Origin of the sequence: Rothia sp. HMSC058E10 (genome assembly GCF_001809415.1) — a bacterium.
GTDB lineage: Bacteria > Actinomycetota > Actinomycetes > Actinomycetales > Micrococcaceae > Rothia > Rothia dentocariosa.
Window position 1 is genome coordinate 1 of the sequence record NZ_KV797606.1, and the last position, 22,406, is coordinate 22,406.

A 22,406-nucleotide genomic window follows, 5' to 3' on the forward strand; every position below is an offset into this window, starting at 1 on the left:
CAATGGTCAGCCCGGCCAGCCCGGCACTCCCGGTCAGCCCGGTCAGCCCGGTGGTAACAACGGTGGCGGCGACTGGAACATCGGTGGCGGCGGCTACTACGAAGGTGACTTCAACCTCAGCGGTCACTATCAAGGTGGCTGGGACTTTGGTGCAACCGTTCCCGGCTGGGGTCAGTGGGACAACGGTGGTGACGACTGCTTCCAAGGCGGCGGTAATTTTTTTCAGGTAACTCCTGGGGAAAATAATGCCGTAACGCCCGCACCTAACGGTCACGGCGGTCTTGGTTGGGTAGGCGATAACGCTACTCCTAACACCCCAGGTAATGCTGGAAATACGCCCGCACCTAACGGTCAGGGCGGTTTGGGTCAGACTGGTGATACCCCGCAGTCGGTAGCTCCTGACACCACTGGTCAGGGCGGTCTCGGTCAGGTTGGTGGTAACACCACCACCGAAACTGAACAGGCTACCGGAAGCGAAAGCCAGGGTGCACAGTTCGGTCAGCTGAGCGAGAGCTACACTCGCACTTCTGAAGGTGAAATCCTCCAGGAGCAGCAGCGTCATCAAGATCATGGCGGACTGGACCTGACTGCTGATAACGATTCCGATAACGGTCGGGGTGGTTTGGGTCAGACCGGTGACAACCGGGCTCCCCAGCGTCAGGGTACTGTGACCATCAGCAACGATGTCGATATTGACCTCAACGCTGGCGCGGTATCCCGCAGTAGCGAGGCCGTGAACACCAATACTTCTGAAGATGTTAATGGTGGCGGCGCCGGTCTTGTTGGCAAAGGCTCTGAGAATAACAATGGTGGCGGCGCCGGCCTCGTCGGCAATGCTCCCAATGTTAATGGCGGTGGCGCCGGTCTCGTTGGCGATAACGGCAACGGCGGTTCCGCACAGGTGAACGGCGGCGGCAACGCAGCTGTTAACCAGGCCACTCAGGCAGACAACGGTAGCTCCGCGAGCTCCCAGAAGTCAGGAAGCTTGGCACACACCGGTGTCAGTGGCGTTCTGTTCGCCGCTGGGCTGGGTCTGCTCTCCCTGATGACCGGACTTGTGGTTCTGTTGACTCGCCGCAACAAGGCCTAATTAACGACGAATTGTCGTTATAGAGGTTACAAATTCGGGGTGGGTATCTCTCTCATGAGGTATCCACCCCGTTTTTGTGCGTAAAGGCGGTTATTGCCTAGATGGGGGCAGTGCACATACAGCTTTCGAAGTGGCGTAGCACGTATGAGAGATGTAGTATTAGAGCTTGATTAGAAAAATTTAGGCATCATTAGAAATACTTCAGGATGCCGTAACGGCGTTTCTTCAGAGGATACGCACATAAGATCTTCCGGCTTAGATATTGAGGGAACACCAGGAGAAAGCTGATGGCTGTGTGACACCCGCATATCTGGGAAGTTTCAGAATAGAGAGAAAACAATGGCACAAACTTCACAACAGTCTTCGTCAGCATCGGATGCGAGTGATGCTGCTGCAGATACTGATCTGAAACGCGGTCTTTCGGCACGTCATATGCAGATGATCGCCATCGGCGGCGCTATCGGCACCGGTCTGTTTGTTGCATCCGGCAAAACTATCTCTACCGCCGGGCCGGGCGGCGCTATCGTTGCTTACGGGCTGATCGGTATTATGGTGCTGTTCCTCATGCAGTCTCTGGGTGAGATGGCAGCGCATCTGCCCGTCCCAGGTTCGTTTCAAACCTACGCAACACGTTACGTTTCATCATCCTTCGGGTTTGCCATGGGGTGGAACTACTGGTTTAACTGGGCAATCACCGTCGCGGCCGAGCTTGTAGCGGTCGGGGAAGTGATGAAGTATTGGCTTCCTGAAACTCCCTCGTGGGTGTGGGCGGGCATCTTCTTAGTTCTCTTGACGGGGCTTAATGCTCTTTCTGCCAAAGCCTACGGTGAGGGCGAATTCTGGCTTGCCACTATTAAGGTGGTCACCGTTATCGTGTTCTTAATTGCGGGAATCGCGATGATCTTCGGGGTTCTCGGAGGCGCATCACCGGGTACCTCAAACTGGACCACGGGCGAAGCTCCTTTTGTGGGCGGGCCCGTCGCTATTTTCGCTATCTTCATGGTCGCCGGGTTCTCTTTCCAGGGTACCGAGATGATCGGTATTGCCGCCGGAGAATCCAAGAACCCCCGTCGCGATGTGCCGCGCGCACTCACCAGCGTATTCTGGCGCATCATGCTGTTCTATATCGGTGCCATGGTGGTTATAGGATTCCTTATTCCTTACACCGATCCGAATCTGCTCACCGCAGCCGAAGGCGATATTAACATTTCTCCCTTCACCCTTATCTTTGAACGCGCTGGTATTGCCTTCGCCGCTGCAGCAATGAACGCCGTGATTCTTACCGCTGTGCTCTCTGCAGGTAACTCGGGCCTCTATGTTTCGGCACGCATGTTGTTCTCACTCGCGCAGGAGGGTAAAGCTCCCAAGATTTTCACGAAGGTCAATAAGGGGGGCGTGCCGATGCCCGCCCTCATGGCAACTTCCGCCGTGGGAGCTGTCGGATTTATCGCCTCCGTTATTTCGCCGGATGCGGCCTACTTGTGGCTAGTTAATGTTTCGGGTCTAGCCGGTTTCATTACCTGGGTTGGTATCGCGGTGGCGCACTATAGGTTCCGCCGCGCCTACATGCGGCAGGGGCATAGCCTTAACGATCTTCCCTATACGGCGCCCTTCTTCCCGGTGGGGCCGATTATTGCCTTCATTATGTGTCTGCTGGTGATCGGTGGGCAGAACTACGAGGCGATCCTTGCGGGAGACTGGGTGGGCGTGATGAGCTCATATATAGGCCTGCCGGTCTTTGTGGCAGTTTGGGCTATTCACGCTATCGTAACCCGCGACCGTTTGATTCCGCTGGAACAGGTGGACGTCTCGGGTCTTGAGGTTAAAACGGGCAAGTAATTTCGGCGAACGGAATTATCAATAAAAAGACCGCCGGAGGAATATCGTGAGGTATTCCCCGGCGGGTTTTATTGCTATAAAATCACATTTTGATAAAGAGTTTCACGGTAAACTATTATGCGGTAGTACCATTTTTTAACGGTATATATGTTTCAACTCCGTGGGTAAATATAAAGATATAATAAAGTTTGCCCGAAATGCTTTACCTCCGTGTTGTGAGCAGGGTATGTTTGTAAAGACATAGAACGTTCACTATTGTGAACTTTCTCTTATGTACGATATGAAGCTTCCTGACCTTTGGTTCGTGCATGCGTAGGTTTACGATCGGTTAAGCCTCATGTGAGCGCTCTATGAGAATACCCCGTAAGGTATCGTCGGGGATGTATAGATTCGTTTGAAGCACTCACTGTTTTCAGGGGATGTGCCCTCTGGGAAAAAGCACAGACATGAATGCTCAAGCTAGGATAAGACCCCCGTAGCGTGTTTAGGGTAGAGGCACGGCGGGGGTCTAAGCCTGCCCGTGCAGGAATTGATGTGAACGCACTAAAACTGGGGATTTAGACGCGGCAGTATTTTCTTTTGATGATGAAAATTTTTATATATACTCCACAATAAAATTAGAAAATACTTTTGTCCGGAAAAATATCATATATATAGAGCATGTAGTCATACATCGATAATGTACATATCCTGGCGGGCCACCTATCTTAACGTTAGGTGTACCGGGCAGATTCTCCGGCGTAGGATTGGCACTATGGATATAGTTATTAAGCGCATATATGAAGAGCCTTCCCCGGATGACGGATACCGGGTACTCGTTGATAGGCTTTGGCCGCGCGGAGTCTCAAAAGATAAGGCTCATCTTGATGAATGGGCGAAGGACTTAGCTCCTTCGACGGAGGCTCGCCGAGATTTTGGGCATAAACCAGAGAATTTTGAATCCTTCAAACAACGCTATCTGAACGAGCTTGACAGTAATTCAGAGGTGCACCCCGAGCTTGAGCGTATGGTTGCGGGTGCGCAGAAGCTCCAGTCCTCTCGCGTTACGCTTTTGTACGGCGCTAAGAGCCCTACCTGCAACCACGCGGTCATTCTGCGTGATTACCTCATAGACCGGCTGAAGAGCCTCTGAAATTTTGGCTGATACGCGCTGTACATAAGCTACTGTAGAAAGATGGTTGATGAACATTCAGCAATTGATACGGCACAGAGAATTGTGCATGTTTCTGCAGTGGTAATCCGCAATCACGCCGGGCACGTACTGACCGTGCGTAAAGCCGCCTCACATGGGTTTATGATGCCCGGAGGTAAACCCGATGCGGGGGAGAGCCCCTTGTATACGGCGGTGCGTGAGGTTACTGAAGAGCTGGGATTTGCGCCGGATCCTGCCCAGATGGTGTACCTTGGCAAGTTTGACGCCCCCGCCCTGAACGAAAGCGGATTCGTGGTACGGGCCGAAACTTTTGAATATATGCCGCATCCGCAAGAGGAAAAGATACTTGAGCAGCTGAGCCCGCATGCCGAAATTGCTGAATTACGTTGGGTAGACCCCGCAGCGGACTATACCGATCAGGCACCTCTGAACACTGAGTGTATATTCCCGCTTATCTGCAGAATAAGTCCTGGCGAAACGCCATCGGTGCCGCTGTGAATCCGCTGAAAATATGCGCGATATGAGCGATAAGGCTTGCGCTCGGCTGCGCGGGGGCGGTAGGGTGCATAGGGATAAATCACCCGTAAAAATTTTACGTTGACGCACGCGTTCCGCGCACCGTCGCGTGTATGAACGCATCCGATGAAAGAAGCAGAACATGAGAGATAGTTTTAACCTTGCCGTGTATTGCGGCGCTACTATGGGCAATGACCCCGATTTTGCCGCCTGCGCCCGTGAGTTGGGAACCCTATGCGCAAAACGTGGCGTGGGGGTAGTTTATGGAGGCGGCCGCACCGGTCTGATGGGAACCGTCGCGGGCGCGACCCTGGATGCGGGCGGCAAAGTCTACGGCGTGGTCACCCACCAGCTCGTGGAGTGGGAGGGCGTGTACCCCGGGCAGACAACCCTCGATATTGTCGATACCATGCATCAGCGTAAGATCGCCATGATTAATAAGGCCGACGCCTTCGTTGCGATGCCCGGTGGCCCCGGAACCTTGGAAGAATTTTTCGAGGTATTTAGCTGGCAATTCCTCAAGATTCACACGAAGCCTGTGGCGCTCCTGAATGTTAATGGGTACTGGGATAAGCTCGTTGAGGCGATGCAATATATGGCTAGCACTGAGCTTTTGCGCCCTTCATACCTGGAACGTTTGATTGTTGTTGACACTCCCGAAGAGCTTATGAAGGTGCTTGGGAAATAGCCCGGAAGCTCTGGAGAAACCAACTACTTACACGCCCGTGGCCTGAGCGCTGCGGGCGTTTTTGCATCACCCGTCGGTAGGGGGGGCGTGGACGCGTCTAGTTTTTACCGCGCGCCCTGCTCAGAAGCGAAGAAAGCGGCAGAATATGCACAATAATCCATACGGGCGTGAGCGTCATCATAAGCATATAGAGAACCCGAATCAGGGACTCCATGTGAGGGTCTTCTGAGAGCATGCCCAGATAGACCGTCAACCCCAGTACCGCGCCAGTGGTGAGTGTCAAATAGAGCAATGCCCACAGCACTTCGGAGCGGCTGGCGTGCCCGCGACCGAGTGTGTAGAAGCGGTAAAACCGCCCCACCGCCTGAAGGAACGAGGCACCTTCTAACGCCTGTGCGGGTTCACGAACAGCGGCTAGCGCCTCCTGCTCATCATCAACGCCGATTTCGCGCAGGGCATCGGGGGTATCCTGGAGAAGAAAAACGGGTTCTTCTTTGTGACGGTGTGTGCGTGCCATACCTCTAGGGTACCCGACGACGTGTAAAGGACAACGATGACAAAGACCCTTCTCATCACCTATTTCGGCCCGTTTCCCGGCGTGAGCGTGAACCCGAGCGGGGTAACAGCGCGGCAGGTGGCTGATGTACTTGCCGACGAATCTGCGGTACGGGTTGTAACCCGTGAGGTTCCGGTGAGCTATGCGGGTTCTTCAGAAGCTTTAGGGGAGATGCTGACCGATATTCGCCCGGATGCGGTGCTCAGCTTGGGTGTGGCAGTCGGACGGGATAAGGTGAGCTTTGAGAGGGTCGCTATCAACCTGGATTCTGCCGATATTGAGGATAATGACGGTGTGGTGCGTGTGGATGAGGCGATCGCCCCGGATGGACGCGAAGCGTATTTTTCGACCCTGCCGGTGCGGGCAAGCTATGAGCGTTTGCGCGGTGTGGGACTGCCGGTTGAGATTTCGTACACCGCCGGAACCTATGTGTGCAACCACGTATTTTATGAGGTACACCGTATTCTGGAACTCCAGGGGCGGCGGATTCCTGCGGGGTTTGTGCATATTCCCGCCATGCGACCCGATCATGAGCCCTCTGAAGTACAGACAACGTTTACTGCGCATGCCGATGCTGGGGGAGTAGAGAGCGAATCGGTGCCGACTCTGCCTGAGGCGGTGGTTGCGCGCATCGTGGTGGAGCTGGTGCGCGATACCCTCAAGGTTATGTAGGCTCATTCATGCCGTAGAACTGGGAAGACGAGTGAAAGCGGCGGTTAAAACGCGGTGCCCCCGATCAGACATTCATCGGGGGCACCGCGCATATTAGCTTAAGACACTGCTACTTGCGGTGCTTAAGGTAGTAGTCGATCAGGGATGCGGTCGAAGAATCCTGGCGTGCCAGAACCTCGCGGTCGCCTTTGATAGCGGGCACCAGATCGAGCGCCAGCTTCTTGCCGAGTTCGACGCCCCACTGGTCGAAGGAATCGATACCCCACACGATACCCTGCACAAAGGTGATGTGCTCATAGAGGGCAATCAGCTCGCCCAGCACACGCGGGGTCAGGCGGGAGGCCATGATAGAGGTCGAAGGACGGTTGCCGCTGAAGATACGGGCGTTTACCACATGCTCGGCGGTACCTTCGGCGCGTACCTCATCCTCGGTCTTGCCGAAAGCGAGCGCCTGAGTCTGTGCAAAGAAGTTTGCGAGGAAGAGTTCGTGCACATCCTGCTCGCCATCCTTGGTGGGGTGAGCCGGGTTGGCGAAGGCCAGGAAGTCCGCAGGGATAAGGCGGGTACCCTGGTGGATAAGCTGGTAGAAAGCGTGCTGACCGTTGGTGCCGGGCTCGCCCCAGAAAACCTCGCCCGTGGAGTAGTCCACGAAGGAACCGTCGGCGCGCACGGATTTACCGTTGGACTCCATGGTAAGTTGCTGCAGATAGGCGGGAAAACGGTGCAGGTACTGGTCGTAGGGTAGAACCGCGTGGGTTTCGGCACCCAAGAAGTTCACGTACCATACGTTAAGCAAGCCCATGAGTATGGGCACGTTCTTTTCAAAGGGCGCAGTGCGGAAGTGCTCGTCCATGGCGTGGAAGCCCGCGAGGAATTCTTCGAATACCTTCGGGCCGAAGACGATGGCCAGCGAGGTACCGATCGCCGAGTCTACGGAGTAGCGACCGCCTACCCAGTCCCAGAAGCCGAAGGCATTTTCGGGGTCAATGCCGAAGGCAGCAACCTTATCGAGCGCGGTTGAAACGGCGATAAAGTGCTTAGCCACGGCTTCTTCTGCGGTTTTTCCCTGCAGGGCGTTCGCCTCGCCAAGCGCGGTGAGCAGCCAGTCGCGTGCCACACGAGCGTTGGTCAGGGTTTCTAAGGTGCCGAAGGTCTTCGAAGCAACGATGAACAGGGTAGTTTCGGGGTCAAGATCAGAAACTTTTTCGGCAACATCGGTCGGGTCGATATTTGAGATGAACCGTGCGGAAATCCCGGCATCGGCGTAAGGCTTAAGCGCCTCGTACACCATCACGGGACCAAGGTCAGAACCGCCAATACCAATATTCACCACGGTCTCGATGCGCTTGCCGCTCACACCGGTCCACTCGCCCGAACGCACACGATCGGCAAAAGCGTAAATCTTGTTCAGAACGGCATGAACATCGCTATCGACATCCTGCCCATCAACAATGAGGGCGGGGGAGTAGCCTTTGGGGCGGCGCAGCGCGGTGTGCAGAACCGCGCGGTCCTCGGTCACGTTAATGTGTTCGCCAGTGAACATAGCATCGCGGCGTTCGGCGAGGTTCACCTCTTCGGCGAGTTTGAGCAAAAGCTGCACGGTCTCTCCTGTGATGAGGTTCTTCGAGAGGTCTACGTGCAGGTCTGCGGCATTAAAACTAAATTTCTGGGCGCGGGAAGGATCCTGCTCGAACCAGGCTCGCAAATTCGGAGTGAGCGATGCTTTGTGCTGGGTTAGTGCTGACCACGCGCTGGTGGTCGTCGGGTTCGTAATAGTCATGGTTCTTATTTTCTCTCTTTCAACCCGGTGATGTCACCTTTATACAGGCGTTTACCTGAAGGTTTTGCGCGTTCTTGCGCTTTTGGTGACCACAACGTTTGGGTGCGGTGCATAATTCCCGCCAGGCATTATCCCCATGAACGGCGCGCATTGGAGGGGAGATTTTACGAATCCTCAGGGTGCCCTCAAGGGTTAGCAAACCGTCCCCTAAATGTACACGAAAACTCGCGTACATTTGGGAGAATACCGGTGGTAGACTGGGGACGTCTTTATAGACCTGCCTCAGTGTATCCGGTAATGCGGGCACGAGCGATGCTGGCTTTTTGCATAGCGTGCGTGGAAGTTCTCGACGGCGCAGTGCATCATGAAAACTCACTCATAACTCACACATTCACTCCAGGATATTGTTTATGCCTATAAACCCGCTGCGGGGAATTCGTGTACCCGCTGCAGAGCATACCCCGCCGTATGAATCATTTCTGGAATCTCGCGGATTCCGCCCCGAAATTCAGGGTTTGCGCGCCTTCGCCGTGCTTCTCGTGGTGCTTTACCACGTGTGGATCGGCAAAGTCTCCGGCGGTGTGGATGTTTTTCTCTTCATCTCGGCTTTCTTGCTTTCGCTCTCGTTCATGCGGAAAATCAACGAGGGCAAAGCGCTGAACCTGCTGGCCTACTGGACTCATGTGTTCGCGCGCCTGTTGCCTGCCGCAGCCGTGGTGATCGTGCTGACTCTTGCGGCTTCCTTAACTATCTTGCCAGCGCTGTATTGGAACGCGCGCGCCGTTGATGCCCAAGCCTCGCTGTTTTACTACCAGAACTGGAACCTGGCGAACGGTGCGGTCAATTATTTCGCCCAGGGTATAAGCGATAAATCGCCCTTCCAGCATTTCTGGTCGCTCTCGATTCAGGGACAAATTTTCCTGCTCTGGCCGATACTTTTCGCGGTGGCTGCGTTTCTCGTGCATCGGGTACGCTTCAAGCCCGTACCCGCGGCGGTAACGGTATTCGGCACTGTATTCATGACCTCGTTTGCCTTCTCAATCTGGGAGACAAAGCAGATTTCCGCCTACGCATATTTTGATACCCGCACCCGCCTGTGGGAGTTTGCGATTGGTACTCTGCTTGCGGTGATGACGCTGAAATGGAAGCCGCGCCATGTGAGAACCCGCGTGGTGATGGGATGGGTGGGCGCCCTGGGATTAATAACCTGCGGCGCTGTTTTACCGGTTGAACGAACCTTCCCCGGTTATTTGGCGCTGTGGCCCGTGCTCTCCGGCGCGCTGGTAATGATCGCTGGGCGCACCGACCATAAATTCGCGATCGACCGTCTGCTAGTCTCCACGCCGTTGCAAAGCTTGGGCAATATTTCTTACGCCCTGTACCTAGTGCATTGGCCCCTGCTCGTGCTCTACAGCGCTGCGGTTAATAAACCTCGCGTGAATTTTCTGGAAGGCGCAGCAATTATTGTCGTTTCAATCGGTTTGGCATGGGTTTTGAGCGCCTATATCGAGAAGCCGCTGCGCAGCCGATCCGGCGTATTTCTTGATAAAACGGTCTTGAAACTGCGCGTGACCACGATTTTCACCCCCACTCTTTGGGTGAATCAGCTCGCCTATGTACTCGTGATTCTGCTGGTGATCGGAGCTCCTGTTCTGAGCGTTCGCGCCTGGGCACAGCAACGCGATATAACCGTGATTCAGAATACTGAAGAGCTAGTGAAAAATGATGAAGCAACATATCCAGGCGCCCGAGCAGTCGGCACGGACCAAATGTCGCGCGTATCAAAGCCTATTCCGCAGGATATCCCCATCTACGGCATGCTCGCTGACTGGGGAGAGGGATGCCCCGCACCCTTTACCCCCATGCATGAATCTCTGAATACATCCTGCGCCGTCAAACAGAATGGGGACGATTCGGCACCGCTCATCATTGTTGTTGGCAGCTCGCACGCATTACAGATGACGGCTGCGTTCGAGCCTATTGCCCAGCGCACCGGCACCAATCAGATGAACCTTCTAGAGACAGGATGCCCTTACCCATTCGCAGCCCCCGAGGGCTATCTCAACGACCGCAAGAAACGCTGCATCGCGTTCTCACAGAAAGCCACGGAAGAAATTCTGCGCCTTAAGCCGACGACCGTAGTGATTATCGCAACCACAACCGACACAAGCGCTGATGCCGAGACCGCAGACCCCAACCTCGACGAAACCCTGCGCGTCTTCACTGATGCGGGCATCCAGGTGATCGGTCTGCGCGATAACCCCCGATTTGCTCAAGATATGTATGTGTGTGCGATTAGGGCTCAGGGGGATAAGAGCAGCTGTTCTGAACCCATTGAGCAGAAATATGGTGATAATCCCGCCGCACCAATTTTCGAGAAATATGCAGACCGTGGTGCCTATCTGCTCGATTTGAAGGATATCTACTGCCCGGACGGTCTATGCCGCTCGGTCATCGGCAACGTATACGTGTACGCGGATACTAACCACCTCACCAAAGCCTTCGAACATACCCTCGCAGAGACAATATATGAGCGTGCCCTCGCCGCAGGCTGGAAGCCGGAAGGGCGCTCAGGGTCATAACTCTCAGGCCGCCGGGCTAGTGAATAGACTGCAGAGATACGCCCTCGCTTATGCCAGATGAGCGGGGGCGCATCACGTACGCAGATTTCGGGCAGATTTTAGGCATATCAGGCCGCATAGGCGGGGGAGTGAAGGCCGTATGCGGTAGAGTGGAAACCATGAGCGTGCAGCAGAATCTTTACCTGGTTATTTCTCGACGTGGAGAAACTCTCATGAACCGTGACGGAACCGTTCATTACCTGCCTGAAGCGCCACAAAACACCATCATCGAAACCAGCCTGGAACCTAAATTTAGAAAGCCTGCCGACCGGGAAGGCACCGATTACCACGCAGCCTACCTGGAGGATGAAGAACTGCTCGCGCTCGCAGAAGATCTCTCCCGAGCTAACACGGATGCGCCCATCACCGCATCGCAGAATGGGTTCTGGTTCTACCCCGTGCACGAAGACCCCGCCGGGCGCGCCCGCTACGCCGCCGCCCTTGCTAAACGCGACTACCTTCTTGAAATGGAGTATTCCGCGTATTCGGGAGATCCCGCGCTGATCGACGGGGAACGCCAGGTGCGGCGCACCGCATCCGGCGAGCTCGTATTCCCGCGCATCGAACCGGCGGTTATGGCGCTCGTCCTCAGCCGCGACGGCGAACGGGTGCTGTTGGCGAATAACCGGCTCTGGCACGAAAACCGCTTCGCCCTCATCGCCGGGTTCGTGGACCCCGGCGAGAACCTGGAACAGGCAGTAGCCCGCGAAGTCTATGAAGAAACCGGGCTGCAGGCTCTCAACCTTGACTATCGTATGAGCGATGTGTGGCCCTTCCCTCGTTCGCTCATGATCTGCTACCGGGTGACGGTCGATGACACCCAACCCGTGGAACATCTGGACGGAGAAATCCGGGCCGCACGCTGGTTCACCGCGCCCGAGTTGGCGCAGGCTATCGCCGAATCTGAAGCTATACGCCAGAAACAGGGAGTGCCCAAACTGGAGCTGCCCGGCACGAATGCGGTTGCCCGCCGCATGCTGGACGACTGGCTGCACGAGAAAAATGCCGGGCGCTGAGTCGAAGCCGACTAAAACCTGCGCTCAAGACAAACTAGGGCAAGTGGTACACTGGATAGGCAAGCCCGAGACAGAGGCGCGTTTTGGCGCGCCCGCACGAGAACGCTCGGGCATGCAGCACTGATATCCGCGTCGCGTATCTAAGCTCACGCACCTAACGCGGCGTGCCCCTAGTATTCCCTAGATTTAAGCGAGAAAAATTACGCATGTCTGAAAACACCGCTTCGCGCCCTGATTTGCGCAACGTGGCGATCGTGGCACACGTTGACCACGGCAAAACCACCATCGTGGATGCGATGCTCAAGCAGACCCACGCGTTCTCGGCGCACGCAGACGTCGAAGACCGCGTGATGGACTCCGGCGACCTTGAAAAGGAAAAAGGCATTACCATCCTCGCGAAGAACACCACCGTGTTCTACGATGGCCCCTCCGCGAACGGTGAAACCATCACCATTAACGTGATTGATACCCCCGGGCACGCCGACTTCGGCGGCGAAGTCGAACGCGGCCTTTCTATGGTCGATGGCGTGGTGCTGCTCGTGGACGCATCCGAAGGCCCGCTGCCGCAGACCCGCTTCGTGCTGCGCAAGGCACTCGCCGCGAAGCTGCCCGTCATTTTGGTGGTGAACAAGGTGGACCGCCCGGATGCGCGCATCGACGAGGTCGTCAGCGAAACTATGGATTTGCTGCTCGGCTTGGCATCTGACCTGGCCGAGGAGATACCCGACCTTGACCTCGACAGTGTGCTCGATGTGCCGGTCGTCTACGCCTCCGGCAAGGCTGGCGCCGCATCGCTGAACCAACCTGCCGACGGTGCCCTGCCCGATAATGACGATTTGGAACCGCTGTTTAAGACCATTATCGAGCACGTGCCCGCCCCCACCTACAACCCTGATGAGGTGCTGCAGGCGCACGTGACCAACCTCGACTCTTCGCCGTTCCTGGGTCGTCTGGCGCTCGTGCGTATCTTCAACGGCACCCTCAAGAAAGGGCAGACCGTCGCTTGGGCACGTCAAGACGGCGATATTAAGAACGTGCGTATCTCCGAGCTGTTGGCAACCAAGGCGCTCGAACGTGTTCCCGCCGAAGAAGCAGGCCCCGGCGAAATCGTGGCGGTCGCCGGTATCGAAGACATTACCATTGGTGAAACCCTGACCGACGCTGAAAACCCCAAGCCGCTGCCGCTTATTAAGGTGGACGACCCGGCGATCTCCATGACCATCGGCATTAACACCTCTCCGATGGCGGGCCGCGTCAAAGGTGCGAAGGTGACCGCACGCCAGGTCAAGGACCGTCTTGACCGTGAACTTATCGGTAACGTCTCCATCAAGGTTCTGCCCACCCAGCGCCCGGATGCTTGGGAAGTTCAGGGCCGCGGCGAGCTCGCCCTCGCTATTTTGGTGGAGCAGATGCGCCGCGAAGGCTTCGAACTGACCGTGGGTAAACCGCAGGTAGTCACCAAAACCATCGACGGCAAACTGTACGAACCGATGGAACACATGATTATTGATGTGCCCGAAGAGCACCTGGGTGCCGTAACCCAGCTGATGGCGGCACGTAAGGGGCGCATGGAGAACATGTCGAACCACGGCACCGGCTGGGTGCGCATGGAATTTGCGGTACCCGCGCGCGGCCTGATCGGCTTCCGTACCCAGTTCCTCACCGAAACCCGCGGCGCCGGTATCTCGTCGTCGTACTCGATCGACCCTGAACCCTGGGCTGGCGATATTGAGTACCGCACCAACGGTTCGATGATCGCCGACCGTGCCGGCGTGGTAACCCCTTACGCCATGATTAACCTGCAGGAACGTGGCACCTTCTTCGTGGAACCGACCTCCGAAGTATACGAGGGCATGGTCGTGGGCATGAACTCCCGTGCGGACGATATGGAAGTAAACATCACCAAGGAAAAGAAGCTGACCAATATGCGTTCCTCCACCGCAGACAGCTTCGAGAACCTGACCCCGCCCAAGAAGCTCACGCTGGAAGAATGCCTCGAATTCGCCCGCGAAGACGAATGTGTGGAGGTCACCCCCGAAGCTATTCGCATCCGCAAGGTTATTCTGGATGCGAACGAGCGAGTGCGTGAATTCCGCCGCCGTGCCCGCGCCAACTAGGGCACACGAGCATAGCTAACCGCCGGGAGCAGTACGGGCGTTTGTCGTCATGACAAGCAACGATAACCGTACCGCTCCCGGTTGTGGTTTAAGATATAGAAGAACTGTTCTTTGACAGAAGGTCACCTGACACTATGCCTGAAACTTCCGCGCCGCAGTACCCCGCCCAAGGGGAGCACCTGATGAAAAACGCGAAACGCGACTTGCTGCCGAGCGGCTACACGCCCTCCGAGGCAGTGATGTTGTTCGTACACGCGCATCCAGACGACGAGACCACGGCAACAGGCGCAACGATGGCGTACTACGCCAAGAAGGGTGCCAAGGTGTATTTGCTGACTCTCACCCGAGGCGAAATGGGAGAAGTCATTCCGCCGAAGCTGCAGCATCTTGAAGTGGGCAAACCCGGCAACAGCGACAACGGTGAGGCACTGGGGGAGTACCGAACCGTTGAGCTCAACAACGCGACGACAAAGCTGGGTGTGCGCAAGCGTTTCTTCCTGGGAGAGGAACCCGCCACGGCGCCGGGCGCGCTCAACATCTACCGTGATTCCGGCATGGCGTGGGGCAAAGACGGTAAACCGGTGGCGAACCCGAAGGCGAGTGAAGATTCCTTGACCACCCAGCCGATCGCCCCGCAGGCCGAGGCTATTGCTAATGCCATTCGCGATGTTAAGCCCGATGTTCTGATTACCTATGACCTCGACGGCGGCTACGGGCACCCCGACCATGTGCGCACTCACCAGGCCGTGCTTGAAGCACTCAAAATCTTGGGCGATAGTAACGACCGCCCCATACTGACCTGGGGTATTGAAGGAGAATTCTCAGAGCAGGATGCGCGCCAACAATGCGCTATCACCGGCTCAGTCGAGGCCAAACGTGAAGCGATGAGAGCCCACGGAACGCAGATTGTGGTCACCGGGGACACCACCTTTGAATTCTCAAACAAGGTAGAGCAGAAAATTTCGGCGGTCGAAACCTACCGCCTGCTCGACGGTAACGCACAGCGCAAAATTCCCGAAACCCCCACGCAGGCAGGCATCGTATCGCTTCTGATAACGTGCATTCTTCTGGGAACCCTCGCAGGTATCGCGGGCTCAATCTACCACGCCTGGGTCATGTATACGGGTGAAACTCCGCTTCCAATCGGGCTCGTATTCGGCTTCGCCACCGTATTTTTTGCATCACTGTGGGCTTCCCTCGCACTGCGTCGTGGCGGGGCAACGATTATCACCGGCGCCTTCGCATTCCTGGTGATATATGCGCTCGCCTTTATGCGCCCAGATTCGCCCTTCGTGCTGGTAAACCCGGACTACCCGCCGATTGGTTTATACGGCACGCTATGGCTTTTGGGCACGCCCGTTATCTCTCTGCTCGCCTTTTTCGTCTTCATCCGTACCAAAGAAGGAAACGCCTTCTATAACACCCCGCGACAGGTCCATTTGCGCCATCGCAGGGCCGAAGAGAAAGCACGCCGAGCTCAAACGCTTAATAATTCTTCGCGCACTGCACCATAAGCTGTGATGAAGCTAAAGAATGACATAGAGGCGTCACGAAAAATGTTGTGATTAATATAACTTATTGGAATTTATATTTTAATTTATTGGCTCTGACTAGGGGAAATAATATTTACTCGCAGGAAAGCCTAGCCTAAAAAATGCCGACGAAGGGCTGCATTATGGCTGTCTGCTACGACACGAAAATCTGCTTAAATGCCCTGTGCAAGCTAGACTTATACACAGACTTCCACGAGGTCATAACCCTCGTGACGACGTGTGCCGGACGACGACCCTGCAGGATTACAGGGCAGGCACACGCTGCTAGGTTTAGAAAGGCACCCATGACTTACGTAATTGCACTGCCCTGCGTAGACGTGAAAGATCGCGCCTGCGTTGAGGAATGCCCCGTTGACTGCATCTACGAGGGTGACCGCACACTGTATATCCACCCCGATGAATGCGTGGACTGCGGAGCCTGCGAACCCGTTTGCCCCGTCGAGGCTATCTACTATGAAGATGACGTACCCGAAGAATGGTCCGAATACATTACCGCCAACGCCGAATTCTTCGACGACCTCGGCTCACCCGGCGGTGCCGCGAAGATGGGACCAACCGGTAAAGACGTACCCTTCATCGCTGCCCTACCACCGCAGGGGGAGTAGCTGGCGCATTCGGCGCACCCTCACGTTGAAAACTTAAGACAGGCTAAAGCCCCCGGATCTCGCACGCTGGGAACGGGGGCTTTGCCATACCCTCAGCACTCAAACGCGCGATACAATGACTACGCACGAAAGAACAGCCGGTATCTGCCGGTTTACAACGCCGCACAAGGAGAACCATGCGTGCCTACGGTCTAGATCTACCCGAATACCCCTGGGAAACCCTTATTCCCTACCGCAAACTTGCTGCTGAACATCCGGGTGGGACCATAGACCTCTCCATCGGCACCCCGGTCGATGACACCCCGCAGCTGATTCAGGATGCGCTCACCGCCGCATCCGACGCCCCCGGATACCCGACCACGCACGGAACTGTTGAACTGCGCCAGGCGATCGTAGACTGGTTTGCACGCCGCCGCGGGGTCACCGGGCTAAGCACCGACCAGGTGATGCCTACGGTTGGTTCCAAAGAACTTGTGGCGTGGCTTCCGTTTCTACTGGGACTAGGAACTGACCCCGGCACTCAAGAGCGCGATGTGGTGGTTTACCCGCGCGTGGCGTACCCAACCTACGATATGGGGGCGCGCTTCGCTGGCGCGCAGTCCGTGCCCGCAGATTCGCTTGATGAGCTGCCCGAAGATGTGCGCAGGCGCGTGCGGTTGGTGTGGGTGAACTCGCCCGCCAACCCGAACGGCGTGGTGCGTGATGTTGCTGAGCTTCGCGAGATTGTGCGGCAGGCACGTGATATTGGTGCTGTGGTAGCCAGCGACGAATGCTATGCGGAACTCGGCTGGGGCGCGTGGGATGAAGCTCGCGGCGGTCAGCGGGTGCCCTCTATTCTTGATCCCCGCGTATGCGACGGCGACTTTACCGGGCTTTTCGCCGCATATTCGCTCTCAAAACAGTCGAACCTGGCGGGGTACCGTGCCGCGTTTATTGCGGGTGATGCGCAGCTTATGCCTAACCTCATCAACTCCCGCAAGCACGCCGGGATGATTGTTCCCGCCCCCGTGCAGCGTGCGCTGATTGCCGCCTTGGGAGATGAAGCCCATGTGGCGGCGCAGAAAGATAAGTACCGGGCGCGCCGGGAGGCGCTTCTCGCAGCTATTACCGCCGCAGGCGGGCGCGTCGAAAACTCTGAGGCTGGGCTGTACCTGTGGACCACTTTCGGCGAGGATACGTGGGCGTCTATCGAACGTTTGGCCAAGCTGGGAATCGTCGCGGGACCGGGGGTCTTCTACGGTGAAGACGGCGCCGGGTATGTGCGTATAGCGCTGACCGCATCCGATGAGGATATTGCGAAGGCGGCCGAGCGTCTGATGGCAAGCGCAGGGTAGGAAAACGCTGCAAAAAAATAAAACCACCTGAGAAATAAAGATGCCCGGAACCTCCAATACAGGAAGTTCCGGGCATCTTCTATACCGGATGCGCACCCCCGATTACTTGCGTTTGCCGGGGAGCAAGAACATCTGGAGGGTGGGCGGATTCGGGTTATCGACCTCGCCGGGAACCAAGTCCACCTTGCGAACTTTCGAGGAAGTACGTGAGGCTAGGAACGAGGACAGCCAGGTTGCCAGCGCCGTGAGCGCGAAGTTCACGATGACGAAGAGCGCCGCCGCCAACAGAAGGGTCTGCAGCACGTTGCCGTCACCCGAGCCGATGCGTCGTGCGGATGCCAGCAGCTCGGGGTAGGAAATAATGTACCCGAGCGCGGTGTCCTTGAGGATCACCACAAACTGGCTGAGCATCGAAGGCATCATGGAGTTGAAGGCCTGCGGCATAAGAATCGTGCGGAGGGTCTGACCGGGGGTCAGGCCGATCGCCAGGCCTGCCTCACCCTGACCGCGCGGCAGCTGTTTGACACCCGAACGCAGCAACTCTGCAATCACGGATCCGTTATAGAAGGTCAAACCGATCACGACCGCAAGGAACGGCAGCTGTGAGGGGTTAATCCAGCTGAACCGGCTGAGGAACAGCCAGAAGAAAATCATCATCATCAGCACCGGAACGGCACGGAAGAACTCAACCACAATGGTGCCGAACCAACGAAGCACGCGGTTCTGCGCCAGGCGTGCCATGCCGAAGATAACACCGAAAGCGATAGAGGTAATTACCGAAATACCCGCCGCCTGTAGGGTTGAAATCAGACCGGGCAGGTAGTAGGAACCCCAAGCTTTTGCGGTGAAGAGGTCGGTCCATTTTTCTGCCTCAAGCTGGCCCTTAGCGCCCATCACGCTCAGCACATAGACAGCGAACGCGATAAAAACCAGAATCGCCGCGATATTGAAGACACGGGTGCGAGCCTTCGCACGGGGGCCGGGGGCGTCGAAGAGGACAGTGGTGCTTGTGGTTACATCAGAATTAAAGAATTTCATCGCTTCACCGCCAATTTACGTGAGGACCAGGTGGTCAGGATGCCTAGAGGCACCACAATCGCCACGAATCCCAGTGCGAAGATCAGGAAGATCGCTAACACCATGTTCGCATCGAACTCAATCATGGACTTCATCATGCCGGAGGCTTCGGCAACGGATGCTACCGATGCGACCGTCGTGTTCTTCGCCAATGCAATGAGCGTATTACCCAGCGGAGTAATAGAGCCGCGCAACGCCTGCGGAAAAATAATCATGCGCGCAGTATCCATGAAGCCGAGGCCAATGGCACGAGCCGCCTCCGCCTGACCGGTGGGAACCGTGTTCACACCCGAACGGATTGCCTCACACACAAAAGATGCGTGATAGATCGACAGCACGATCACGGCATACACGAAGAAGTTCGTCTCAAAATCAGTCGAGAACGACAGCTGAAACTGCGTCCACACGCCCAGTAACGCTAGAGTCATCAGAATCGTCAGCGGGGTGTTGCGGAATAAGTGCACATAGATCGTACCCGCCCAGCGCAGCGAGGGAACCGGGCTGATACGCATCAGCGCCAGGATCGCACCGAGTACGAAAGACCCGATCGCGGCCCAGAACGTTAGCTGAATATTCACCCAGAACGCGCCCAACACATCGTATTTGGCGAAGAGAGCGCCGAGTTGGTCAAAGAATGACATCGTTTTCCTCTCTTCCGTGCCTAAGCGCAGGACGCCGAAGGCTTTGGCGGATTCTTTTCGGTGTTGTAGCTGTAGCCGGTGCCGTCCGTGTGCTTCTTCACCAGGTTCTCCCAGGTGCCGTCTTCTACCATCTCGTTAATAGCTTTATTGATGGCTTCACACTTATCGGTACCCTTAGGCAGACCAACACCGTACTTCTCAGTGGTGAATGTTTTGCCAACCAGCTTGAGTTTGCCCTTATTCGCCTTGGTCGCGGCAAGACCCGCAAGAATAATATCGTCGGTCGTCACCGCATCTACCACGCCGCCGTTGAGGGCGACCACACAGTCCGAGTAGCTATTCTGCTTCACCAGGTTCACGTTTTTGGCGTAGGTATCCTGAATTTTTTTGGCGCTGGTCGAACCGGTCACCGAGCATAGGTTCTTTCCGTTCAGGCTATCGGGTCCGGTAATGCTCGTTTCATCGGCGCGCACGAGCAAATCCTGCCCGGCAACGTAGTACGGACCGGCAAAATCAACGCTCTTCTTACGGCTGTCGCTAATGGAATAGGTCGCCAGAATCATATCGACCTGACCGTTGGAGAGCATATTCTCACGGTTAGCACTGGGGGACTCTACGAACTCGATCTGATCTTCTGAGTAGCCGAGCTTACCGGCAATGTAGCGCGCCACATCTACGTCAAAACCGGTGTAATCCTGACCGTCCTGGTAGCCCAAGCCGGGCTGATCGTACTTAATGCCGATGCGAATCTTAGGTTTAGAGTCCGAGGCGCTGGAGCACCCGGTCAGCGTGAAACCGAGGGCAAGCGCAGCTGCGGTACTCACGGCGAAAAACTTGGTGGCGGCGCGGTTAAAGAATGATTTTTTCATGGCACACCCCCTAGTGGTCGATGATCTTGGAGAGGAAGTCGCGGGCGCGCTCGCTCTTAGGCTTGGTGAAGAATTCATCCGGAGTGGCTTCTTCAACAATCTCGCCGTCCGCCAAGAAGACGATGCGGTCGGCGGCCTTACGGGCGAATCCCATCTCGTGGGTTACGACGATCATGGTCATGCCGTCGCGGGCGAGGGAGACCATGGTATCGAGCACTTCGTTCACCATCTCGGGGTCGAGCGCACTGGTGGGCTCGTCAAAAAGCATGACCTTGGGCTTCATCGCGAGAGCGCGGGCGATAGCGACGCGCTGCTGCTGACCGCCCGAAAGCTGGGCTGGCATTTTTTCTGCTTGGGAATCTACCCCGACCTTGGCGAGAAGTTCCATAGCTTCGGCTTCGGCCTGCTCTTTGGAGAGCTTGCGGATGCGGCGTGGGCCTAGCGTCACGTTGTCAAGGATGGTTTTGTGGGCAAAGAGGTTGAAGGACTGGAAGACCATACCTACTTCTGCGCGCAGCTTGGCGAGCTCGCGGCCTTCTTTGGGCAGTTCTTTTCCGTCGATATGTATAGAGCCTGAGGAAGTAGTTTCGAGGCGGTTGATGGTTCGGCAGAGGGTTGATTTGCCGGAACCGGAAGGGCCCAGAAGGATAATAACTTCGCCTTTATTGACCGCTAAATTGATGTTCTTGAGCACGTGGTTGGTGCCGTAATATTTATTGACCTCGTTGAGCTCTACGAGTGGTTTTTCTGCGGGTGCAGATGCCTGTGTCACGGTGATAACCCTTTCATGTGAGATGCATCTATGACGTGGGTTTCATAAAACGAATGAGATTCTAGCTTACGTCAGGTTTGTAACGGGTATGTAACAGCTGCCGGGTTTTCTGTAAAAATTATTGAAAAATTTATCTTCTGTGCATAGTTATAGTTTTGGTGACTCGAAATAGAGGCCATATAAAAGCAATAAATACCATGTAAATATATGAACCTCACGCAATACTTTATGTTGTTTTTATTGTACTTCAGGTGTACTTACGTAGAGTTAAAAATATAAAAGTCGGGTGTCTTATGCATAAGTTTGCATAAGACACCCGACTTAGGAACCTCTTAACGAGGCAGTTGGCTAGGCATCGTAACCATTCGGGTTATTTTTCTGCCAGTTCCAGTGATCGCGCACCATAGTGTCAATATCTCGGGATGCGCTCCACCCCAGATCAGCCAGTGCCGAGGAAGGATCGGCATAGGAAACAGCAACATCACCGGGGCGGCGCGCCACGATCTTATAGGGCAACTCTTTACCGCAGGCTTTCTCGAAGGCATGCAGCACCTCAAGCACCGAGTAGCCGTTCCCGGTACCCAGGTTCCAGGTGTGCAGACCGCCGTGCTCGCTAATGTAATCCAGCGCCTTAAGGTGACCATCGGCAAGATCGACGACGTGAATGTAATCGCGCACACCGGTGCCATCGACGGTGGGATAGTCGTTGCCGAACACGTTCAGATGCTCGCGGCGGCCAACCGCAACCTGAGCGATAAATGGCACCAAGTTGTTGGGAATACCCGAAGGATCCTCACCGATACGCCCGGATTCATGCGCACCCACGGGGTTGAAGTAGCGCAGCAGAGCGATATTCCAGCGGTCATCGGAAGCCGCCAAATCTACGAGCATGTCTTCGATATGCTCCTTGGTGCGGCCGTAGCATGACTGTGCATCCATATTCAGCTTCTCAATGAGCGGCATGGATTCGGGCTCACCGTACACGGTTGCGGACGATGAGAATACGATAGAACGACAGTCTGCGGCATCCATAGCGTAGAGCAGGTTCAGGGTACCGGCGACATTCGTCTGGTAGTACCACAGCGGCTTCTCTGCTGATTCACCCACTGCCTTCAATCCCGCGAAGTGGATAACCGCATCCGGGCGGATCTCGAGGAAGAGTTTCTTCATGCCCTCAAAATCCAGCAGATCAACCTTATGGAACTCGGGTGCGCGACCGGCGAGCTCGGCAACACGCTGTAGCGAAGTTTCGGAGGAATTCGACAGGTTATCCATGACGACAACCTCGTGTTCGGCATTGAGGAGTTCAAGAACGGTGTGGGAACCAATGTAACCGGCGCCACCGGTGACGAGAACCTTCATCATTGTCCTTTCGCGGAAGGCGCGAGGCTTTGCCCGTGCTTCCTCATGGTGTGTGGGTGAGTGCTCACCCCGTGATAACGTCGCTTAATATAGTAGCCCGCCTTGGATGCGCCCGGCGGGTTTTCTGAGACCTGTGCGACTGTGT

At 55.9% G+C, this 22,406-nt stretch carries 19 protein-coding genes; 12 read left to right on the plus strand and 7 right to left on the minus strand.

Going from position 1 to position 22,406, the window contains the following annotated elements:
- From HMPREF2609_RS10845 to HMPREF2609_RS00260, 5 genes are all read left to right on the plus strand, one after another.
- Window positions 1-1,090, plus strand: a 1,090-nt coding sequence (locus HMPREF2609_RS10845) for a hypothetical protein (RefSeq protein ID WP_371326025.1), incomplete at its 5' end; no start/stop codon positions are given.
- Between the two features lie 339 nt (window positions 1,091-1,429).
- The gene (locus tag HMPREF2609_RS00245; RefSeq protein ID WP_070534439.1) at window positions 1,430-2,929 is read left to right on the plus strand and encodes an amino acid permease; all 1,500 of its coding nucleotides are present in this window, start codon (window positions 1,430-1,432) and stop codon (window positions 2,927-2,929) included.
- 754 nt (window positions 2,930-3,683) lie between these two features.
- Window positions 3,684-4,061: a DUF488 domain-containing protein gene (locus tag HMPREF2609_RS00250; RefSeq protein ID WP_048779436.1), complete on the plus strand. Its 378-nt coding sequence runs from the start codon at window positions 3,684-3,686 to the stop codon at window positions 4,059-4,061.
- Between the two features lie 42 nt (window positions 4,062-4,103).
- A complete protein-coding gene (locus HMPREF2609_RS00255; protein ID WP_013397498.1) occupies window positions 4,104-4,580 on the plus strand; it encodes an NUDIX hydrolase in 477 nt (158 codons plus the stop codon).
- Between the two features lie 160 nt (window positions 4,581-4,740).
- Entirely contained in the window at window positions 4,741-5,286 is a 546-nt protein-coding gene (locus HMPREF2609_RS00260) for an LOG family protein (RefSeq protein ID WP_004005139.1), read from the plus strand.
- A 97-nt stretch (window positions 5,287-5,383) separates the two neighbouring features.
- Here HMPREF2609_RS00260 and HMPREF2609_RS00265 read toward each other — a convergent pair whose 3' ends face one another.
- Window positions 5,384-5,803 (minus strand): hypothetical protein, encoded by a 420-nt coding sequence (locus tag HMPREF2609_RS00265; protein ID WP_048754168.1) that lies wholly within the window; start codon window positions 5,801-5,803, stop codon window positions 5,384-5,386.
- Between the two features lie 36 nt (window positions 5,804-5,839).
- Here HMPREF2609_RS00265 and HMPREF2609_RS00270 point away from each other — a divergent pair, with 36 nt between their 5' ends.
- On the plus strand, window positions 5,840-6,514 hold the full coding sequence (locus HMPREF2609_RS00270) for a pyroglutamyl-peptidase I (protein WP_070534440.1): 675 nt from the start codon (window positions 5,840-5,842) through the stop codon (window positions 6,512-6,514).
- 109 nt (window positions 6,515-6,623) lie between these two features.
- Here HMPREF2609_RS00270 and pgi read toward each other — a convergent pair whose 3' ends face one another.
- Window positions 6,624-8,294, minus strand: a complete 1,671-nt coding sequence (pgi, locus tag HMPREF2609_RS00275) for a glucose-6-phosphate isomerase (protein WP_070534441.1) — start codon at window positions 8,292-8,294, stop codon at window positions 6,624-6,626.
- Between the two features lie 410 nt (window positions 8,295-8,704).
- On the opposite strand from pgi, the gene HMPREF2609_RS00280 reads away from it, so the two are divergent.
- The 6 genes from HMPREF2609_RS00280 to dapC all read left to right on the plus strand — a co-directional run bounded on the left by HMPREF2609_RS00280 (window position 8,705) and on the right by dapC (window position 17,540).
- A complete protein-coding gene (locus HMPREF2609_RS00280; protein ID WP_070534442.1) occupies window positions 8,705-10,876 on the plus strand; it encodes an acyltransferase family protein in 2,172 nt (723 codons plus the stop codon).
- A 158-nt stretch (window positions 10,877-11,034) separates the two neighbouring features.
- Complete coding sequence (locus tag HMPREF2609_RS00285; RefSeq protein WP_070534443.1) at window positions 11,035-11,931, plus strand: NAD(+) diphosphatase; 897 nt, start codon at window positions 11,035-11,037, stop codon at window positions 11,929-11,931.
- A 206-nt stretch (window positions 11,932-12,137) separates the two neighbouring features.
- Window positions 12,138-14,048: a translational GTPase TypA gene (typA, locus tag HMPREF2609_RS00290; RefSeq protein ID WP_070534444.1), complete on the plus strand. Its 1,911-nt coding sequence runs from the start codon at window positions 12,138-12,140 to the stop codon at window positions 14,046-14,048.
- 134 nt (window positions 14,049-14,182) lie between these two features.
- Window positions 14,183-15,562, plus strand: a complete 1,380-nt coding sequence (locus HMPREF2609_RS00295) for a PIG-L family deacetylase (protein WP_070534445.1) — start codon at window positions 14,183-14,185, stop codon at window positions 15,560-15,562.
- A gap of 323 nt (window positions 15,563-15,885) precedes the next feature.
- Complete coding sequence (fdxA, locus tag HMPREF2609_RS00300) at window positions 15,886-16,206, plus strand: ferredoxin (RefSeq protein WP_004005129.1); 321 nt, start codon at window positions 15,886-15,888, stop codon at window positions 16,204-16,206.
- A gap of 176 nt (window positions 16,207-16,382) precedes the next feature.
- Window positions 16,383-17,540: a succinyldiaminopimelate transaminase gene (dapC, locus tag HMPREF2609_RS00305; RefSeq protein WP_070534446.1), complete on the plus strand. Its 1,158-nt coding sequence runs from the start codon at window positions 16,383-16,385 to the stop codon at window positions 17,538-17,540.
- 102 nt (window positions 17,541-17,642) lie between these two features.
- On the opposite strand, the gene HMPREF2609_RS00310 is transcribed toward dapC, so the two are convergent.
- From HMPREF2609_RS00310 to galE, 5 genes are all read right to left on the minus strand, one after another.
- Window positions 17,643-18,578 carry an amino acid ABC transporter permease gene (locus tag HMPREF2609_RS00310; RefSeq protein WP_070534447.1) on the minus strand — a complete coding sequence of 312 codons (936 nt, stop codon included), beginning with the start codon at window positions 18,576-18,578 and terminating at the stop codon, window positions 17,643-17,645.
- Window positions 18,575-19,258: an amino acid ABC transporter permease gene (locus HMPREF2609_RS00315; RefSeq protein WP_004005126.1), complete on the minus strand. Its 684-nt coding sequence runs from the start codon at window positions 19,256-19,258 to the stop codon at window positions 18,575-18,577. The genes HMPREF2609_RS00310 and HMPREF2609_RS00315 overlap by 4 nt, the downstream gene beginning before the upstream one ends.
- 20 nt (window positions 19,259-19,278) lie before the next feature.
- On the minus strand, window positions 19,279-20,127 hold the full coding sequence (locus HMPREF2609_RS00320) for a glutamate ABC transporter substrate-binding protein (protein ID WP_070534448.1): 849 nt from the start codon (window positions 20,125-20,127) through the stop codon (window positions 19,279-19,281).
- Window positions 20,128-20,137: 10 nt separating this feature from the next.
- Entirely contained in the window at window positions 20,138-20,899 is a 762-nt protein-coding gene (locus HMPREF2609_RS00325) for an amino acid ABC transporter ATP-binding protein (RefSeq protein ID WP_004005123.1), read from the minus strand.
- A gap of 348 nt (window positions 20,900-21,247) precedes the next feature.
- Complete coding sequence (gene galE / locus HMPREF2609_RS00330; protein ID WP_070534449.1) at window positions 21,248-22,261, minus strand: UDP-glucose 4-epimerase GalE; 1,014 nt, start codon at window positions 22,259-22,261, stop codon at window positions 21,248-21,250.
- Window positions 22,262-22,406 lie beyond the last annotated feature (145 nt).

What these genes read in the sequence shown, in the direction of transcription:
- HMPREF2609_RS00245 (WP_070534439.1), top strand. Translation starts at nt 1,430, where the DNA reads ATGGCACAAACTTCACAACAGTCTTCGTCAGCATCGGATGCGAGTGAT.
- HMPREF2609_RS00250 (WP_048779436.1), top strand. Translation starts at nt 3,684, where the DNA reads ATGGATATAGTTATTAAGCGCATATATGAAGAGCCTTCCCCGGATGAC.
- HMPREF2609_RS00255 (WP_013397498.1), top strand. Translation starts at nt 4,104, where the DNA reads ATGGTTGATGAACATTCAGCAATTGATACGGCACAGAGAATTGTGCAT.
- HMPREF2609_RS00260 (WP_004005139.1), top strand. Translation starts at nt 4,741, where the DNA reads ATGAGAGATAGTTTTAACCTTGCCGTGTATTGCGGCGCTACTATGGGC.
- HMPREF2609_RS00265 (WP_048754168.1), bottom strand. Translation starts at nt 5,803, where the DNA reads ATGGCACGCACACACCGTCACAAAGAAGAACCCGTTTTTCTTCTCCAG.
- HMPREF2609_RS00270 (WP_070534440.1), top strand. Translation starts at nt 5,840, where the DNA reads ATGACAAAGACCCTTCTCATCACCTATTTCGGCCCGTTTCCCGGCGTG.
- pgi (WP_070534441.1), bottom strand. Translation starts at nt 8,294, where the DNA reads ATGACTATTACGAACCCGACGACCACCAGCGCGTGGTCAGCACTAACC.
- HMPREF2609_RS00280 (WP_070534442.1), top strand. Translation starts at nt 8,705, where the DNA reads ATGCCTATAAACCCGCTGCGGGGAATTCGTGTACCCGCTGCAGAGCAT.
- HMPREF2609_RS00285 (WP_070534443.1), top strand. Translation starts at nt 11,035, where the DNA reads ATGAGCGTGCAGCAGAATCTTTACCTGGTTATTTCTCGACGTGGAGAA.
- typA (WP_070534444.1), top strand. Translation starts at nt 12,138, where the DNA reads ATGTCTGAAAACACCGCTTCGCGCCCTGATTTGCGCAACGTGGCGATC.
- HMPREF2609_RS00295 (WP_070534445.1), top strand. Translation starts at nt 14,183, where the DNA reads ATGCCTGAAACTTCCGCGCCGCAGTACCCCGCCCAAGGGGAGCACCTG.
- fdxA (WP_004005129.1), top strand. Translation starts at nt 15,886, where the DNA reads ATGACTTACGTAATTGCACTGCCCTGCGTAGACGTGAAAGATCGCGCC.
- dapC (WP_070534446.1), top strand. Translation starts at nt 16,383, where the DNA reads ATGCGTGCCTACGGTCTAGATCTACCCGAATACCCCTGGGAAACCCTT.
- HMPREF2609_RS00310 (WP_070534447.1), bottom strand. Translation starts at nt 18,578, where the DNA reads ATGAAATTCTTTAATTCTGATGTAACCACAAGCACCACTGTCCTCTTC.
- HMPREF2609_RS00315 (WP_004005126.1), bottom strand. Translation starts at nt 19,258, where the DNA reads ATGTCATTCTTTGACCAACTCGGCGCTCTCTTCGCCAAATACGATGTG.
- HMPREF2609_RS00320 (WP_070534448.1), bottom strand. Translation starts at nt 20,127, where the DNA reads ATGAAAAAATCATTCTTTAACCGCGCCGCCACCAAGTTTTTCGCCGTG.
- galE (WP_070534449.1), bottom strand. Translation starts at nt 22,261, where the DNA reads ATGAAGGTTCTCGTCACCGGTGGCGCCGGTTACATTGGTTCCCACACC.